General features: G+C 71.7%; 18 protein-coding genes. 10 read left to right on the forward strand and 8 right to left on the reverse strand.

The window, feature by feature from the left end; genetic code table 11:
- Positions 1 to 426 (forward strand): integrase core domain-containing protein (locus tag AW270_RS36365; RefSeq protein WP_157523160.1); only part of this gene is annotated, 426 nt, incomplete at its 5' end.
- A 10-nt stretch (positions 427 to 436) separates the two neighbouring features.
- Here AW270_RS36365 and AW270_RS36370 read toward each other — a convergent pair.
- Positions 437 to 1,255, reverse strand: coding sequence for an SDR family NAD(P)-dependent oxidoreductase (locus AW270_RS36370; RefSeq protein WP_061300698.1), 819 nt, complete (start codon positions 1,253 to 1,255; stop codon positions 437 to 439).
- A gap of 82 nt (positions 1,256 to 1,337) precedes the next feature.
- Here AW270_RS36370 and AW270_RS36375 point away from each other — a divergent pair, with 82 nt between their 5' ends.
- Entirely contained in the window at positions 1,338 to 2,198 is an 861-nt protein-coding gene (locus AW270_RS36375; protein ID WP_061300699.1) for a LysR family transcriptional regulator, read from the forward strand.
- Here AW270_RS36375 and AW270_RS36380 read toward each other — a convergent pair.
- Complete coding sequence (locus AW270_RS36380; protein WP_061300700.1) at positions 2,185 to 2,619, reverse strand: hypothetical protein; 435 nt, start codon at positions 2,617 to 2,619, stop codon at positions 2,185 to 2,187. The two genes, AW270_RS36375 and AW270_RS36380, sit on opposite strands and share 14 nt — an antisense overlap.
- Before the next feature lie 96 nt (positions 2,620 to 2,715).
- Between AW270_RS36380 and AW270_RS36385 the strand changes: the two genes are divergently transcribed.
- From AW270_RS36385 to AW270_RS36400, 4 genes are read left to right on the forward strand one after another with little or no spacing between them, the layout of a single operon-like run.
- The gene (locus AW270_RS36385) at positions 2,716 to 3,396 is read left to right on the forward strand and encodes a response regulator transcription factor (RefSeq protein ID WP_061300737.1); all 681 of its coding nucleotides are present in this window, start codon (positions 2,716 to 2,718) and stop codon (positions 3,394 to 3,396) included.
- On the forward strand, positions 3,393 to 4,613 hold the full coding sequence (locus AW270_RS36390) for a sensor histidine kinase (protein ID WP_061300701.1): 1,221 nt from the start codon (positions 3,393 to 3,395) through the stop codon (positions 4,611 to 4,613). Before AW270_RS36385 ends, AW270_RS36390 begins: the two co-directional genes overlap by 4 nt.
- A gap of 35 nt (positions 4,614 to 4,648) precedes the next feature.
- Entirely contained in the window at positions 4,649 to 4,930 is a 282-nt protein-coding gene (locus AW270_RS36395; protein WP_061300702.1) for a PepSY domain-containing protein, read from the forward strand.
- Between the two features lie 18 nt (positions 4,931 to 4,948).
- Positions 4,949 to 5,488, forward strand: coding sequence for a hypothetical protein (locus AW270_RS36400; RefSeq protein ID WP_061300703.1), 540 nt, complete (start codon positions 4,949 to 4,951; stop codon positions 5,486 to 5,488).
- 4 nt (positions 5,489 to 5,492) lie between these two features.
- On the opposite strand, the gene AW270_RS36405 is transcribed toward AW270_RS36400, so the two are convergent.
- A complete protein-coding gene (locus AW270_RS36405) occupies positions 5,493 to 5,825 on the reverse strand; it encodes a helix-turn-helix domain-containing protein (RefSeq protein ID WP_169807422.1) in 333 nt (110 codons plus the stop codon).
- Between the two features lie 170 nt (positions 5,826 to 5,995).
- On the opposite strand from AW270_RS36405, the gene AW270_RS36410 reads away from it, so the two are divergent.
- A complete protein-coding gene (locus AW270_RS36410) occupies positions 5,996 to 6,844 on the forward strand; it encodes a class II glutamine amidotransferase (protein WP_061300705.1) in 849 nt (282 codons plus the stop codon).
- Here the strand turns inward: AW270_RS36410 and AW270_RS36415 are convergent.
- Positions 6,841 to 7,992: an FAD-dependent oxidoreductase gene (locus AW270_RS36415; RefSeq protein ID WP_061300706.1), complete on the reverse strand. Its 1,152-nt coding sequence runs from the start codon at positions 7,990 to 7,992 to the stop codon at positions 6,841 to 6,843. The two genes, AW270_RS36410 and AW270_RS36415, sit on opposite strands and share 4 nt — an antisense overlap.
- 43 nt (positions 7,993 to 8,035) lie before the next feature.
- On the opposite strand from AW270_RS36415, the gene AW270_RS36420 reads away from it, so the two are divergent.
- Together AW270_RS36420 and AW270_RS36425 are read left to right on the forward strand one after the other, a co-directional pair.
- A complete protein-coding gene (locus tag AW270_RS36420) occupies positions 8,036 to 8,596 on the forward strand; it encodes a PadR family transcriptional regulator (protein WP_245675026.1) in 561 nt (186 codons plus the stop codon).
- A 27-nt stretch (positions 8,597 to 8,623) separates the two neighbouring features.
- The gene (locus AW270_RS36425; RefSeq protein ID WP_061300708.1) at positions 8,624 to 9,736 is read left to right on the forward strand and encodes a hypothetical protein; all 1,113 of its coding nucleotides are present in this window, start codon (positions 8,624 to 8,626) and stop codon (positions 9,734 to 9,736) included.
- A 3-nt stretch (positions 9,737 to 9,739) separates the two neighbouring features.
- Here AW270_RS36425 and helR read toward each other — a convergent pair whose 3' ends face one another.
- The 4 genes from helR to AW270_RS36445 form a co-directional block, all read right to left on the reverse strand.
- Entirely contained in the window at positions 9,740 to 11,872 is a 2,133-nt protein-coding gene (gene helR / locus AW270_RS36430) for an RNA polymerase recycling motor ATPase HelR (protein WP_061300709.1), read from the reverse strand.
- A gap of 189 nt (positions 11,873 to 12,061) precedes the next feature.
- Complete coding sequence (locus AW270_RS36435) at positions 12,062 to 13,387, reverse strand: sensor histidine kinase (protein ID WP_245675027.1); 1,326 nt, start codon at positions 13,385 to 13,387, stop codon at positions 12,062 to 12,064.
- 280 nt (positions 13,388 to 13,667) lie between these two features.
- Positions 13,668 to 14,306 carry an HD domain-containing protein gene (locus tag AW270_RS36440; RefSeq protein ID WP_061300711.1) on the reverse strand — a complete coding sequence of 213 codons (639 nt, stop codon included), beginning with the start codon at positions 14,304 to 14,306 and terminating at the stop codon, positions 13,668 to 13,670.
- A 79-nt stretch (positions 14,307 to 14,385) separates the two neighbouring features.
- Positions 14,386 to 14,742: an ArsR/SmtB family transcription factor gene (locus AW270_RS36445; protein WP_061300712.1), complete on the reverse strand. Its 357-nt coding sequence runs from the start codon at positions 14,740 to 14,742 to the stop codon at positions 14,386 to 14,388.
- Positions 14,743 to 14,762: 20 nt separating this feature from the next.
- Here AW270_RS36445 and AW270_RS36450 point away from each other — a divergent pair, with 20 nt between their 5' ends.
- A complete protein-coding gene (locus AW270_RS36450) occupies positions 14,763 to 15,788 on the forward strand; it encodes a cation diffusion facilitator family transporter (protein ID WP_245675028.1) in 1,026 nt (341 codons plus the stop codon).
- Position 15,789 lies beyond the last annotated feature (1 nt).

The raw sequence follows: 15,789 nt of genomic DNA on the forward strand, positions 1-15,789 counted from the left end.
CACACCGCCATCGACGACCACACCCGCCTGGCCTACATCGAAGTCCTGACCGACGAGAAAGGCACCACCTGCGCCGCCTTCCTCACCCGGGCCGCGGCCTTCTTCGCCAGCCAGGGCATCACCCGCATTCAGCGGGTGATGACCGACAACGCCAAGAACTACCGGATCAGCCACGCCTTCCAGCAGGCCTGCACCGCACTGGGCGCACGGCAGAAGTTCACCCGCCCGCACTGCCCATGGACCAACGGCAAAGCCGAACGCCTCAACCGCACCATGGCCACCGAATGGGCCTACCGCCAGCCTTACGCCAGCAACCAGCACCGCACCCAAGCCCTCGGCCCCTGGCTGGAGTACTACAACACCAGCCGCCCCCACTCAGCCCTCGGCGGCAAGCCGCCCATCAGCCGACTGTCACCAAGTTCATGACCAAGTACATCTAGTCGAAGTCGGTGCCCCGGCTCACCTTCTCCCAGGTCAGCGCCTCGGCCTGGGAGCGGGCGTACGAGCCGAGCACGTTGTCGGCCGCGTCGTTGCCCAGCGCCAGGCGCAGCGGGGTGTCCGGGGCGTCGAGCGCCCGCAGGATGGCGGCGGCCGCCTTGGCCGGGTCGCCGGGCTGCGCGCCGTCGCTGGCGGGGAGGTTCTCGCGCAGCGGGCGGGTGATGGTGTCGTAGGCGGTCAGGCGCGGCGAGTGCAGCAGGGCGGCGGGACCGGCGAACGAGGTGCGGAACGCCCCCGGCTCGACGATCAGGACCTTGACGCCGAACGGCGCGACCTCGCCGTGCAGCGCCTCCGACCAGCCCTCCAGCGCGAACTTTATGGCCGAGTAGCCGCCGACGCCCGGGAACGACATGCGCCCGCCCATGCTGCTCATCTGCACGATCGCGCCGCTGCCGCGCTCCCGCATGTGCGGCAGGACGGCCCGGGTGAGCGCGGCCGGGCCGAAGAAGTGCAGCTCCATCAGGTCGCGCAGCTCGGCGTCGGTGGTCTCCTCGGCCGCGCCGAGCAGGCCCCGCCCGGCGTTGTTGACCAGGACGTCGATGCGCCCGTGCCAGAGCAGCGCCTCGGCCACGGCGGCGGTGACCCGCGACCGGTCGGTCACGTCCAGGGCGATGGGGTGGACGTCCGGATGGACGGCGACCTCCTCGGGGCGGCGGGCGGCGGCCACGACGGAGTCGCCCGCCGCGACGGCCGCCTCGGTGAGCGCCCGGCCGAAGCCCGAGTTGGCGCCGGTGATCAACCACGTTCGATGCGTCATGGGATCCGTTATGCCGTCCGGGCGGGCGGGCCGTCCAAGACGAGTCACCGGGCGGGCGATAAGGCGCGCTTATGATCGCAGGGTGGAGCTGCGGCAGCTGCGTTACCTGGTGACCATCGCCGAGACCGGCAACCTCGGCCGCGCCGCCGAGAGGCTCTTCGTGAGCCAGCCCGCGCTGTCCCAGACGGTCCGCGCGCTGGAGAGCGAGCTGGGCGTACGCCTCTTCGACCGCCATCCCGGCGGCGTCTCCCCCAACACCGTGGGCCGCGACGTCGTCGAGGCGGCCCGGCGGGCCCTCGCGGCGGCCGACGGCGTCCGGGCGGCGGCGGCCCGGGTGCTGCGGGTGGGGTTCGAGGCCAGCGGCGCGGGCGACCTGACGAGCCGGGTGCGGGCCGAGTTCGCCCGCCGCCATCCCGAGGCGCGGGTGGAGCCCAAACGCTACGACTGGGGCGGCGAGACGGCGGCCCTCCACGAGGGCCTGGTCGACGTCGCGTTCGTCTGGCTGCCGGCCGACCTGACCGGTTTCGAGGTGGAGGTCGTCCACCGGGAGGCCCGGGTGGTGGGGCTGCCCGAGGGTCACCGGCTGGCCGGGCGGGCGGGCCTGACGCTCATGGACGTCCGCGACGAACCCCTCATGTGGACCGAGCGCGCACCCCGCGCCTGGGTCGACTGGTGGGCGGTGAACCCCCGGCCCGACGGGTCGGAGCCGAAGTGGGGCCCGACCAACGACAACGTCGAGGAGATGCTCGACCAGGTCGCCGACGGGGTGGCCGTCTGCTTCGGACCGGCCAGCATGGCGCGCTACTACACCCGGCCGGGGCTGGTGTGGGTGCCGCTGACCGACGCCGAACCGCTGCGGGTGGCGCTGGCGTGGCCGGCCGGCTCGCCGAACCCGCTGGTGGCGGCGTTCGTGGCGGTGGTGCGGGAGCTCAGTCGTCGGTGACGACGGCACGCGGGACGTCGCCCTCGCAGTGGGTCTCGACCTCGACCTCCAGCTCGCCCGACTCGAACTTCACCTTGGCCCGCTCGCCGGGGCCGGGTTCGACGTCGTCGGTCTGCCAGCCCTGGGCGGGGGTCCAGGAGGTGAGTTGCGCGCGGCCCGCCGTACAGAAGACCACGACCGTGCCCCCCTCGGTGGACACGACCCGGCTGGCCGTCGCGGCGGCCGAGGGGCGCGGGGTCGGCACGGTGACCGGCGGGGCGGGCAGCGCCAGTTCGCGGCGGACCGCCTCGGCCGAGAGTGCCTGGTCGCCCGGACCTCGGAACGCGCCGCCGAAGGAGCCGATGACGACCAGGCCGGCGACGGTCGCCGCGAGCGCCGCGACGAGCCAGCCCGCGACCGCGAGGACGAGACGCCGATCCATGGAGGCCACCTTCCCCTTCGAAGGGCTAAGGCCGGGTTAACGCGACGATAAGCCCCTTCGCTTGCGAATCGGACATTGGCTAGCGTGTCGGGCACCATGGCCAGTCTGCTGCTCATCGAAGACGACGTGACGATCCGGACCGCGCTGGTCCGGGCCCTCCGCGACAAGGGACACGCCGTCGCGTCGGCGTCGGGTGCGCTCGACGGCCTGCGGATGGCCCTCGACGACCGGCCCGACCTGGTCGTGCTCGACCTCGGGCTGCCCGACCTCGACGGCGCCGAGCTGCTGCGGATGCTGCGCGCGGTGTCCTCGGTGCCGGTCATCGTGGCGACGGCGCGCGACGGCGACGCCGAGTCGGTCCGGGTGCTCGACGCCGGGGCCGACGACTACCTGGTGAAGCCGTTCACGGCGGCGCAGCTCGACGCGCGGGTGCGGGCGGTGCTGCGGCGGACCGGCTCGGTCTCCGGCGATCCGACCGTGACGGTCGGCGGCCTGCGGGTCGATCCGCGCGGCCGGGAGGCGGTCCTGGACGGCCGGACGCTCGACCTGACGCCGCGCGAGTTCGACCTGCTGCTCTATCTGGCGTCCCGGGCCGGGCACGTGGTGACCAAGCGCGAACTCCTCATCGAGGTGTGGCAGCTCCCCTACGGCGGCACCGACAAGACCGTCGACGTGCACCTGTCGTGGCTGCGCCGCAAGCTCGGCGAGACCGCCCAGGAGCCGCGTTACCTGCACACCATGCGCGGCGTGGGGGTCAAGCTCGTGAGCCCGGCGTGAGACGGCGGCTGGCGCTGCTGGTGGCGGCGACGACCTCGCTCGTGCTGGTGGCGATGCTGGTCCCGCTCGCGCTGCTGGTCCGGGCGACGGCCGAGAACGGCGCGATCACCCAGGCGACCGCCGAGGCCCAGTCGGTCGGCGCGGTGATCGGCACGGTCGACGAGGCGACCCTGGCCCTCACGATCAGCCGGGCCGAGGCGACCGGCGGCCACGACATCGCCGTCTTCCCTCCCGGCGCCCGGACCGTCTCGGCGGCCGTCGAACTGGCCCGGCGCGGCCGCAGCTTCACCGCCGTCTCCCCCTCCGGCGGGCGCGAGATCCTGGTGGCGGTGCAGGGGCCCGACGGGACGAGCGTCGTCCAGGTCACCCTGACCGCCGACGACCTGACGCGCGGGGTCGGCGAGACCTGGCTGGGGCTGCTGCTGCTCGGGATCGTCCTGATCGGCCTCGGGGTCGCCCTGGCCGACCGGCTGGCCGTGGCGATCACCCGGCCGACGACGGCGCTGGCCCGGGTCTCCCACCGGCTGGCCGGAGGCGACCTGGAGGCCCGCGCGGTTCCGGGCGGGCCGCCGGAGGTGCGGTCGGCCGGCCTGGCGCTCAACCACCTGGCCGGGCGGATCGGCGAACTGCTCGCCGAGGAGCGGGAGACCGTCGCCGACATCTCCCACCGGCTGCGCACCCCGCTGACCGGGCTGCGCCTGGAGGCCGAGTCGCTGCGGGACCCCGCCGAGGCCGACCGGATCGCCGCCCGGGTCGACGCGCTGGAGAAGGCCGTGACCTCGGTCATCCTCGACGCGCGGCGGCGTACGCGGGAGAAGGGCTCCTGCGACGCGGCCGTGGTGGTGCGCGACCGGGCCGAGTTCTGGTCGGTGCTGGCCGAGGAGCAGGAACGCGCGTTCGCGGTGTCGGTCCCCGAGGTCCCGGTCGAGGTGCCCGTCTCCGCCGCCGACCTGGCCGCCGCCCTCGACGCGCTGTTCGAGAACGTGTTCGCCCACACCGACGAGGGGGTTCCGTTCTCCGTACGGCTCACGCCCGCCGAGCTGGTCGTGGAGGACGACGGCCCCGGCTTCGGCCCGTCCGCGGCGGCGCGCGGCCACAGCGGAGCGGGGTCGACCGGGCTGGGCCTGGACATCGTGCGGCGGACCGTGCCCGGCATGCGGCTGGAGAGGTCGGCCGGGGGCGGCGCGCGGGTGGTGCTGACGTTAGTGACGTCTTAGCGTGGCGCTATCGGGCCTGTCGCGAAGCTGAGGGCATGAGAATCCGCTACGCGGCAGCCGCCGCGGTCACCGTTCTCGGCCTGACCGCCGCCGCCACCCCCGCCGTCGCCTCGACCACCGCCGTCAGCAAGGCACAGGCCGTGAAGATCGCGAAGAAGAAGGTGCCCGGCGCGCACGTGAGCGACGTCGAGCGCGAGTACGAGCACGGCCAGAGGACCTGGAAGATCGAACTGGAGAAGGGCCACTGGGAGTACGACGTGTACGTCGCCGTCTCCAGCGGGCGCATCGTCAAGTTCAAGCGTGACTACGACGACTGACCCCTTCACACTGGGGGCATGGCGAGCCCGAGGCTGATCGGCGAACGGTTCAACCTCCCTTTGGTCCTCGACCGGCTGGCCGCCCCCGACGCCCATTCCCCGGACAACCCCGTGCTCATCCGCCTGTTCGCCGAAGACCAGGCCGACCGGGTCGGCGACGTCCCGGCCGACGGCCACGACGAGCGCGACCGGGCCCGCCGGGCCAAGGTGATGCGGTTGCTGGGGAGTGGGCACGTCAGATCGCCGCGCGACTACTACAACGCGGCGATGGTCCTGCAGCATTCGCGGCTCGTGGAGCACTTCCACCTCGGCCACGTGCTGGCCCGGCTGAGCGCGCTGGCCGGATACGGCCCGGCGAAGTGGCTGGCCGCCGCGGCGATGGACCGGTGGCTGATGCACCAGGGCCTGCCGCAGCACTACGGCACCCAGTACGTGGAGGACGGCTCGGGCTTCCGGCTCTGGGAGGTCGAGCCGGAGACCACCGACGAGGAGAGGGCCGAGTGGAATGTGCCGCCGCTGGGCGAGGCGGTCAGGAGAGCAGCCGACTTTCCCGTCTGACCGTTCAGGCGGCCGTCCGGGCCGACCACTGCTTCCGGTAGGCGGCCGGCGACTCACCGAACTCCTCCAGGAACACCCGCGAGAAGTGGGAGCACGACCGGAACCCCCACCGCTGCGCGATCACCCCCACCGGCACCCCCGCCGTGGACGGTGAGACCAGCTCGGCCCTGCAGCGCTCCAACCGGCGCGTCCGGATGAAGCGCGCCGCCGAGACTCCCCGCGCCTCGAACATCCGGTAGAGCCCCCGGATCGACAGGTAGTGCGCCGCGGCGATGGACGGCGGGCACAGGTCCGGGTCCCCGAGGCGGTGGTCGATGTAAGCCACGATGCGTGCCATCAGGTGATCATCCATGGTCATCCGCGACATACGGCCAACGTAGGAGGCGCGTGTATAGCCGCCGTATATCCGGCGTATGGCCGCGGCTTGACCTCACCCATGGTGCCAGGTGGGCAAACCGTTGTCCGTGCCCATCCGTGCCGGTTTCCGGCGAAGGGGATAAGCACCTCATGTGCCGCCTCTTCGGCTTGACCGCCGCCCCGCACCGCACCAAGGCCACGTTCTGGCTGCTGGACGCCCCCGACTCGCTGACGGCCCAGAGCCACCGCGACCCCGACGGCGCGGGACTGGGGTACTACTCCGGCGGAGAGGCCCGCACGCACAAGGCCCCGATCGCCGCCTACGAGGACCGCTGTTTCGCCGAGGAGGCCAAGCAGGAGGTGTCGGCGACGTTCATCGCCCACGTGCGCTTCGCCTCGACGGGCGGCCTGGAGCGCAAGAACACCCACCCGTTCGAGCAGGACAACCGGCTGTTCGCGCACAACGGCGTGGTCGAGGGCCTCGACCGGCTGGAGGCCGAGCTCGGCCCCGACCGGAGCCTGGTGCAGGGCGACACCGACTCCGAACGCGTCTTCGCCCTCATCACCAGGGAGATCCGCGCCAACGGCGGCGACGTCAGCGCGGCCATCGCGTCGGCGACCCGCTGGATCGCCGCCGAACTGCCGCTCTACGCGCTCAACATCATCCTCATCTCGGCCTCGCAGCTGTGGGCGCTGCGCTATCCGGAGACCCATGAGCTGTACGTCCTGGAACGCCTCCCCGGCCGTCTCCGGCACGAGGGGTCCCACGGCAGGATCCGGGTGCAGAGCTCCGAGCTGGCCAAGATGAAATGCCTCGTGGTGGCCAGCGAGCGGATGGACGACGACCCCGGCTGGCGGCTGATGGAACCGGGTGAGCTCCTGCATGTCGACAGGAGGTCGGCCGTGCACCGGAATCTGATCCTTCCCGACCCGCCCAGGCACCGGATGACCCTCGCGGACCTGCGGCCCGAGGCGGCGGCGTCGCAGCATTCCGCCTAGACCGGCTCCTCCCAGGTGATGCGGTGGTCGTACATCCAGGAAAGGGCGTTGCGCTTGGCCACCTGCCGCAGCACCACCGGCAGGAAGAGGTCGCGCAGGTAGGCGCCGACCGGGCCGGGGGCCTTTCCGTCGCCGTTGCGCTTGCCCTGCGCGACGATCCGCTCGACGCGGGCCCGGCGCAGCCGCTCGTAGACGGCGAACGCCTCCGGCGTCTCGTGGTCGCGCAGGCACTTCGCCAGGACGACGGCGTCCTCGATCGCCATCGACGCGCCCTGCCCGGATGACGGCGAGGTCGCGTGGGCGGCGTCGCCGACGATCACCATGTGGGAGTTCGACCAGGTCGGGACGGTCGGCAGGTCGTAGGTGTTCCAGGCGGGCATGACGTGGGGCGTGGCCGCGACGATGTCGCGCATCGGCCCGGCGTCGTCGCGGAACAGCTCCATCAGCGCCGCCGGGGTGACGGCGGCCAGATCGGCGGGCGTGGGCTCCCTGGGGCTGGCCGGGTTGGCGAACCACCAGACCTCCCCGTCGGGGTGGATCAGGTATCCGAAGAAGCAGCGGCGGCCGAAGACGAAGTGGCTCACGCCGGGCCGGCCGGGCACCTTCAGCCCTTCGGCGTATCCGCCGGTGTTGAGCAGGCCCAGGTGGCGGGGCCTGGGCGCGCCGGGATCGATGATCGTGCGGGTCCGCGACCAGAGGCCGTCGGCGCCGATGAGCAGCGCGCCGCCGGCCGTGGTCCCGTCTTCGAACCGGGCCTGTACGCCGCCGTCGACGACGGCCGCGTCGGTCAGCCGTCTGCCGTATTCGACGGTGACCCCGCGCCGGACCGCCTCGTCGCGGAGCGCCCGGTAGAGGTCGCCGCGCCGCAGGGTCCGGCTCGGCTGCGGGATGACGGCCAGTTCGCGGCCCTTGGCGTTGACCATCACCCCCTCAGGGGTGTCCATCCCGAGGTCGGCCACGAGGTCGTGGAGGTCGAGGACCTTCAGCGCCTCCAGCCCGTTGCGCGCCAGCGTCAGGAACGCCCCGACCCCGTCGGAGCCCCTGTCGTAGGCCTCGAAGAGCCGGACGCCGAGCCCGGCCTTCCGCAGTGCCATGGCCGTGACCGGCCCCGCGATACCGCCACCGATGATCAGCGCATCCTTGGTCATACTATGACTATACATAAAATGACTAACAAATACGATGGCCGTCATGACACCCCGGCGATCACCTCTGGCGATGGCGGTGCTCTCCCTCGTCGTGGAGACGCCGATGCACGCCTACCGGATGCAGCAGCTGATCAAGGAGCGCCACAAGGACGACGTCGTCAACGTCGCGCAGCGCAACAGCGTCTACCAGACGATCGACCGGCTGCTCCGCGACGGCCTGATCGCCGTCCAGACGACGACCCGCGACGAGAACCGGCCCGAGCGGACCGTCTACGAACCCACCGCCGCCGGCCGCGACACGCTCCGGGAGTGGATGAAGACCATGCTCGCCGCCCCCCGGCGCGAGTTCCCCGAATTCCCGGCGGCGCTGGCCTTCCTGCCGGTGCTGACCATTCCCGAGGCGACCGAGGCGCTGACCGAACGGCTGACCGCCCTGGAGACCCGGGCGGCGGCCCTCGACGCCGAGCTCACCGACGGGGCGACGTTCCTCCCCCGGGTGTTCCTGGTGGAGACCGAGTATCAGCAGGCCGTGGTGGCCGCCGAGGCGGAGTACGTGCGGCGGCTGCTCGACGACATACGGATCGGTGACGTCACCTGGTACTGACCCGGCTTCTCTCCGTAAAGTGGCGGTGTGGACAAGCCCGAGATCAGGGTCGGCAGGAACGTCAACGGCCCCGTGATCGTGGGCGACGGCAACAGGGTCACCATCCACCGGTCGCCCTATCTCTGGATCGTTCTCACGGTCCTGGTGGTCATGGGCGCCGCGACGATCTTCCTTCTTCTCACCGGCGACGACGAGGAGCCTCCCGCCGCCGCCGACAAGCCCGCCGGGATCCGCCCCGGGGCCTACACGGTGATCCTGGAAGGCAGCGCCGCCGGGGGCGCGCCCTTCACCCGGCAGGGGGAGTTACGCATCCGGAGATCGGCCGGCGGCCAGCCCTTCGACTGGTGCCTGAAGGTCGGCAACCCGGTCGGCACGCCCGCCCCCGGCGCGATCTGGTTCGCGACCAACGCGAGCTGCTTCGGCGGCGGCGAGGACGACGTCTACGCCCGGTGGGAGACCGACGGCACGACCACCGTGCTCACCCCGGTCAGGCAGACCACCAAGGAGATGAACTTCTTCACCGTGGCCTCCGGCGTGACGGCCACCGCCTACACGCCCGACCAGGGCGAGATCCGTTTCGAGGCCGACGGCGCGAGGCTGGAGGGCGCCATCAGCCTCCAGGGCGTCGGCGAGATCGGCCCGGCCGAACGCGGCGTCTTCACCGCGACCCTGGACGCCGACCAGATCTCCGACGACCCCGAGGCGCTGATCTCCTCCCCCGTCGACCCGCCGGCCGCCGAGACCGCCCCCGCCCTGAACGGGTCGGACGCCACCGGCACCCGCTACTCCGTGCAGACCGTGATCTCCCTCGACCAGCTCAAGGGCGACCCCGACGACGTCGACAGCGCCCGCGCCCGCATCGCCGGAGCGGTCTTCGTCATCGACGAACGCGACGGCGGCGACTTCGTCTACGCCCCGGCCGACTCCCGCACCGACCTGTTCCCGGTGGAGGGCAGGGTCGCGAGCGCGGAGCCGGTCTACGTGGTGTCGGCCGAGGCCGCGGTCGAGGGCGCCGAGGTCACCGTCGGGGGCACCTTCGACCGCAGCGGCGCCGAACCGGTGATCACCCTGACCGTGACGTCGACGTTCTTCGCCGGCGTGACCTCTTACGAGTTCAAGGCGATCCTGCGGCCCGTGTGAGCGTCAGCTCGTCAGGATGACCAGCTCCTGGGTGGCGCGGGTCATGGCGACGTACCGATCGACGGCTCCTTCGATCCCCTCGCCGAACCTGTCGGGGTCGACCAGCACGACCAGGTCGAACTCCAGCCCCTTCGACAGCTCCGGCGTCAGCGACCGGACCCGCGCCGTCGGCCGGAACGCCGGGTCGCCGATCACGCACGCGATCCCGTCGCCCCGCCAGCCGTCGAGGACGGAGGCCAGCTCCGACACCGACCCGTGGCGGACCGGCACGCCGCCCGTGCGGATCGAGGTCGGCACGTTGGCGTCGGGCAGCGCGGCCCGGATGACCGGCTCGGCCTCGGCCATGATCTCTTCCGGGGTCCGGTAGTTGACGCTGAGCTGGGCCAGGGTGACCCGGCCGAGGCCGATCCGCTCCAGGCGCTCCTGCCACGTCTCGGTGAAGCCGTGCCTGGCCTGGGCCCGGTCGCCGACGATGGTGAAGCTCCGCGACGGGCACCGCAGCAGCAGCATCTGCCACTCGGCGTCGGTGAGCTCCTGGGCCTCGTCCACGACGACGTGCGCGAACGGCCCGGCGAGGACGTCGGGTTCGAGGCCGGGGGCGACGTTCTCGTCGACCAGGGCGTCGCGCATGTCCTGGTTGTGGAACATCGTGATCAGGCCCTCACCGTCGTCGTCGGTGTCGAGCAGCCGGTCGATGACGTGATCGGTCCGTTCGCGTTCGGCCGCGATGGCAGCCTGCCGGCGGCGCTTGGTCGCCGCGGCCTCCGGGTCGCCGAGCCGCTGGCGGGCGGCGTCCAGGAGAGGCAGGTCGGAGACCGTCCAGGCCTGCGGGTCCGCGCGCTGCATGAGCCGGATCTGCTCGACGGTCAGCCACGGGGCGCACAGGCGCAGGTAGGCCGGGACGGTCCACAGGTCGCCGACCAGGTCGGCCGCCTCGATCAGCGGCCACGCCCGGTTGAACGTGGTGACCAGCTCCCGGTCCTGGAGCAGCGACCGCCGGACCATGTCGCGCGAGGAGTCACCCTCGTACTTGTCGGTCAGGATCGTCAGCAGTTCCTGCCAGATGACGTCGCGGGCCTCGTTGTGGGGGGTGCCGGGGTCGGGCGCGTCGAACGCCTCGGCCCAGTCGTCCGGGCTGAGGTGGATCTTGGCGTCGGTGACCTCCATCGCCGTCGTCGGCCGGTTCTCGTAGAACCGCACGGCGGGCTCGATGGCCTTGACCATCTCGGCCGCCGCCTTCAGCCGCGCCACCTCCGGGTTCGCCTCGGTCTTCGCGTCCGCGCCCTCCTTGACGAGGTCGCGCAGGGTGCAGGTCCGCACCCCCTCCTCGCCCAGACTCGGCAGTACGTCGGCCACATAGGCCAGGTAGTGCTGGTGCGGCCCGACGAACAGGACGCCGCCCCGGTGGTGGCCGAGCCGGGGGTCGGAGTAGAGCAGGTAGGCCGACCGGTGCAGCGCCACCACGGTCTTGCCGGTGCCCGGACCGCCGTCGACGACGAGCGCTCCCCGCGAGGAGGCGCGGATGATGGCGTCCTGGTCGGCCTGGATGGTGCCCAGGACGTCCCGCATGCGCCCCGACCGGTTCCCGCCGAGGCTCGCGATGAACGCCGACTGGTCGTCGAGCGCGGCGGCGTGGCCGTCGAACCCGTCCTGGGTGAAGACCTCGTCCCAGTAGTCGCTGATGCGCCCGGCCGTCCACCGGTAGCGGCGGCGGCTGGCCAGCCCCATCGGGTTGGCGTGGGTGGCCCCGAAGAACGGCTCGGCGGCCGGCGACCGCCAGTCGAGCAGCAGCCGCCGCCCCGAACTGTCGGTCAGCCCGAGCCGCCCGATGTAGACGGGCTCCTGGTCCTCCTCGGTGACCATGTGCCCGAGGCACAGGTCCAGCCCGAACCGCCGCAAGGCCCGCAGTCGCGCGGTCAGCCGGTGGACCTCCTGGTCCCGGTCGAACGCGGCCCGCCCCGCGCCGCCGGGAGCCCTGCGCTCGGCGTCGAGACGTTCGGACAGGTCGGCGATCGACCGCTGGAGGCTCTCGGCGATCGCGGCGAAGTGCTTCTCGTCCCGCGCGATCAGGGCAGGGTCGGCCTTGGGCGCGAGATGATCGGGAAGGTGGAACGCGCTGGTAGTCAGCGGATTCACGTCTGCGTCCCCCGTTTTCGCAGGTTGTGTGCTTGGCCGGACGATTGTGCGGCATGACGGGGGGCTTGTGGCAAGCCCGGGGGTGCGCTATAGGTTAATAGTGGAGGGGAGTTGGTCCTCCCTCTTCCCCAGCGAACAGAGAACCCCGCCCGCATGATGCCAGGCGGGGTTTCGTCATGTAAGAGCGCTTCACCGGTTGGCGAAGACCATCTCGCCCTTCGGCACGGCGGGCATGCGGAGGACGAAGCGGGCTCCTCGTTCGCTGTCCTCGATCGTCAGGGTTCCGCCGTGGGCCTCGGCGATCTCGCGGGCGATGGCCAGGCCCAGGCCCGTGCCGCCCGCGTCCCGGGCGCGGGACGCGTCGAGGCGGGTGAAGCGGTCGAAGACGATCTCGCGGTGCTCCGGGGCGATGCCCGCGCCGTCGTCGATGACTTCCATGATCGCTGTTGGGCCGTCGCGACGGACGACCACGGTGATCCGTGAGGCCGCGTGGCGTTCGGCGTTGTCGAGCAGGTTGCCGAGGACCCGGGTGACGCGCAGGCGGTCGCAGTCGACGAAGACCTCGCGCTCCAGGTCGTGGACGACCTGCCTGCGGCAGCCCCGGCGTTTCAGCTCGCCGCCCACCAGGGCGCCCAGGTCGGTCGGGGAACGGTCGAGGGGGGCGCGGGCGTCGAGGCGGGCCAGGGTCAGCAGGTCGGTGACGATCGCCTGGAGGCGCTCCACCCCGGCGAGGACCTCGTTGCTCATGGCGGGCCAGTCGGTGTGGTCGGGGTGCATCAGCGCCTCCTCCAGCTGGGCCCGCATGGCCGTTATGGGGGTGCGCAGGTCGTGGGAGGCGTCCTGGGTGAAGCGGCGGAGCTGCTGGTAGGCGGTCTCCAGGCGGTCGAGGGTGGCGTTGACGGTCTCGGCGAGGAGCCTGATCTCCTCGTACTTCTTCGGGACCGGGACCCGGCGGTCGAGGCCGGTGGCGGTGATCTCCGCCATGCGCGAGCGGATGGCGTTCACCGGGACGAGGGCGTTGGTGAGGTCGCGGAACGTCCACCCGGTGATCACCGCGATGACCAGCAGCGACACCACGACTGCCAGGATGACGGCGTGGCCGCTGCCGTACCAGGCGACCACCGGGGTCGCCAGGTAGAGGACCCAGAACCCGCCCGGCTGGTAGACCTTGAACGCCAGGACGGTCGAGCACCCCGACAGCCCCTGCGGCGGGCAGAGCACCCGTTCGGCGCGGACGTTGGCCTTGTCCGCGTGGAAGGTGGCGATCGGCCCCTTTCCGGTCAGCTCGGGAGTGGCCGCCTCGACCTTCCCTTGGGCGTTCACAACCTGGATGTCCTTGACCGAGTCGTCCGGCAGCATTTTCGGCAGCGGGCCCTCACGGATGAGCGGGACCACGCGGTCCCAGGCCTGGATGGCGTGCGCCATCACGCTGTCGTTCTCCTTGTAGCCCGCGAACAGCAGGAAGAGCAGGCTCACTCCGACGCACACCAAGGTGGTCACGAGTGCGGTCGCCACCGTCCTCCTGACTCGGAACGCTTGCGTCATCCAGAGACCTTTCCGGCACGACGGAACGCGAAGGGGGTGCTCGGGGGGCGGTGATCGCGCGGGGGTGTCCGGGCTTGGGGCCGGTGTCGTCAGACTGCCGTACCGAGCTCTGGAGAGGCGGACACCCTCCTTGTCCTGCGAGTCTATGACGCGTAGGTTGCCTTACCAAAACCTCGCTGATCAGGTGAAACGCATCACCCCGCCAGGACCGCGACCCGGGCGGGGTTGCCGTGCGGCAAAGTTTTACCTGTCAGGTCGGCCAGGGCGAGCCGGTGACGCGCTCGACCATCGTCGGGCGGGTGATGCCGGGCATGAAGTGGGCGAGCACGTCGAAGTTCACCGTGCCGTACGTGGTCTCGGGGCGGTCCCGCTGCCCCTCGAAGTAGGCGCGCAGGAAGCCGGTCTTGAAGTCGCCCCTCGGGTGGACCGCGAGGATGTCGTCGAGCTGGTCGTTCGTCATCCCGTCGAGGCCGTGGCCGAACACGTCGGTCAGCACGCCGAGGTTCAGGGTCGCGATCTCCGGGGCCATCCGGCCGGGGATGCCCGGCGTGGTGTGGAGGGCGATGGCCGTCCAGACCGTCTCGGCGGCGGCCGCCGGGAAGCCCCGCTCCCGCAGGAACCGGCGCGCGTGGTCGGCGCCGTCGAGCTCGAAGCGCTGCACCGTCCCGGAGAAGGGGGTCGCCAGGCCGGTGTCGTGGAACACAGCCGCCAGGTAGAGCAGCTCCGGATCGGGATCGACCCCGAGTTCGCGGGCGTGCACGAGGGCGAAGAGGAAGACGCGCCGGGAGTGGTGGTAGATGAGAGGACTGGTCGTCTCCTGAGCGAGCCGGGTCGCTTCGGCGACCGCCACCGTGTCAGGGATCTCCAGCCCCGCGATGACCTCTGCCATGCCTCCATGCTGCCCGGGGCGCCGCCTTCGTCCGGCCAGGAAACGTCCTGGATGTCTTTGAGGAGCCGCGGGGCCGTCGTCAGTCGTGGCGCGGAATCCCCGACACCTCGTGGCCGGCGTGGAACAGGGCTTCTCCGATGAGCCTGCGGACGTGGGCGTCCCGCGCCCGGTAGAGCACCCGCCTGCCCTCTCTGCGGGTGCGGACCAGCCCCGCCAGCCGGAGTTTGGCCAGGTGCTGGGAGACCGACGGCCTGGGGGCCGCGATCGCCTCGGCCAGGGAGTTCACGTCGTACTCGCTGGCCGAGAGCAGCCACATCAGGCGCAGGCGGGTGGCGTCGCCGAGCATGCGGAACGCCTCCACGGCGAGCTCCACCTGGGCGCTGGTGGGTTGCTCCTGCGGTGGCTTGGCACCTGCTTCGTTGTCGCGTGCGTACATGAATACATATATTGGCAGACGTGGGCTCCGACATCGAACACGGGCACGGGCACGGGCGGAAGGGTCCCCTGTCCGCCCTGCGCCACCTGATCACACCGCACAGCCACGACTCGGCCGACAAGACCGACGACGCGCTCGAATCGAGCACGCTCGGGCTCCGGGTCCTGGGGATCTCCTTCGCCGTCCTCATCGTCACCGCGATCGTCCAGGCGGTCATCGTCGCGTTCTCCGGATCGGTCGCGCTGCTCGGCGACACCCTGCACAACTTCGCCGACGCGCTGACCGCGATCCCGCTGGCCATCGCGTTCACGGTCGGCCGCCGCGCGGCCACCCGCCGCTTCACCTACGGCTACGGCCGGGCCGAGGACCTGGCCGGCATCGCCATCGTGGCGCTGATCGCCGCATCGGCCCTGTTCGCGGGGTACGAATCCATCCAGCGCCTGTTCCACCCGCAGGACGTGACGGCCCTCGGCTGGGTGGGCGGCGCGGCCCTGGCCGGGTTCCTCGGCAACGAGTGGGTGGCGCGCTATCGCATCAGAGTCGGGCGGAAGATCGGCTCGGCGGCCCTGGTGGCCGACGGGCTGCACGCGCGCACCGACGGGTTCACCTCGCTGGCCGTGCTGCTCGGCGCGGGCGGGGCGGCGCTGGGCTTCCCGATCGCCGACCCTATCGTGGGCCTGCTGATCACGGTGGCCATCCTGTTCGTGCTGCGTGACGCCGCACGCGAGATCTACCACCGGCTGATGGACGCCGTCGACCCCGCCCTCGTCGCCCGGGCCGAAGAGATCATCGCCACGACGCCGGGCGTCTCCCGGGTCGGATCGGTGCGGCTCCGCTGGATCGGCCACTCCCTGCGGGCCGAGGTGGACATCCTCGTCGACCAGGGGATGTCGGTCGTCGAGGCCCACCAGGTCGCGGTCGACGCCGAGCACCGGCTGATCCACGATCTTCCGAGGCTGGGCGCGGCGACCGTGCACACCGATCCGGACGGACCCGGACTGGCCCACGCGCACGCACCGCTGGTGAGACACCACCGTGGACGTTGAT

It is taken from the genome of Herbidospora cretacea (genome assembly GCF_001570605.1).
GTDB lineage: Bacteria > Actinomycetota > Actinomycetes > Streptosporangiales > Streptosporangiaceae > Herbidospora > Herbidospora cretacea.

Coding starts and splice junctions, on each gene's coding strand:
- AW270_RS36370 (WP_061300698.1), bottom strand. CDS start 1,255: ATGACGCATCGAACGTGGTTGATCACCGGCGCCAACTCGGGCTTCGGC.
- AW270_RS36380 (WP_061300700.1), bottom strand. CDS start 2,619: ATGGATCGGCGTCTCGTCCTCGCGGTCGCGGGCTGGCTCGTCGCGGCG.
- AW270_RS36385 (WP_061300737.1), top strand. CDS start 2,716: ATGGCCAGTCTGCTGCTCATCGAAGACGACGTGACGATCCGGACCGCG.
- AW270_RS36395 (WP_061300702.1), top strand. CDS start 4,649: ATGAGAATCCGCTACGCGGCAGCCGCCGCGGTCACCGTTCTCGGCCTG.
- AW270_RS36400 (WP_061300703.1), top strand. CDS start 4,949: ATGGCGAGCCCGAGGCTGATCGGCGAACGGTTCAACCTCCCTTTGGTC.
- AW270_RS36405 (WP_169807422.1), bottom strand. CDS start 5,825: ATGGCACGCATCGTGGCTTACATCGACCACCGCCTCGGGGACCCGGAC.
- AW270_RS36410 (WP_061300705.1), top strand. CDS start 5,996: ATGTGCCGCCTCTTCGGCTTGACCGCCGCCCCGCACCGCACCAAGGCC.
- AW270_RS36415 (WP_061300706.1), bottom strand. CDS start 7,992: ATGACCAAGGATGCGCTGATCATCGGTGGCGGTATCGCGGGGCCGGTC.
- AW270_RS36420 (WP_245675026.1), top strand. CDS start 8,036: ATGACACCCCGGCGATCACCTCTGGCGATGGCGGTGCTCTCCCTCGTC.
- AW270_RS36440 (WP_061300711.1), bottom strand. CDS start 14,306: ATGGCAGAGGTCATCGCGGGGCTGGAGATCCCTGACACGGTGGCGGTC.
- AW270_RS36445 (WP_061300712.1), bottom strand. CDS start 14,742: ATGTACGCACGCGACAACGAAGCAGGTGCCAAGCCACCGCAGGAGCAA.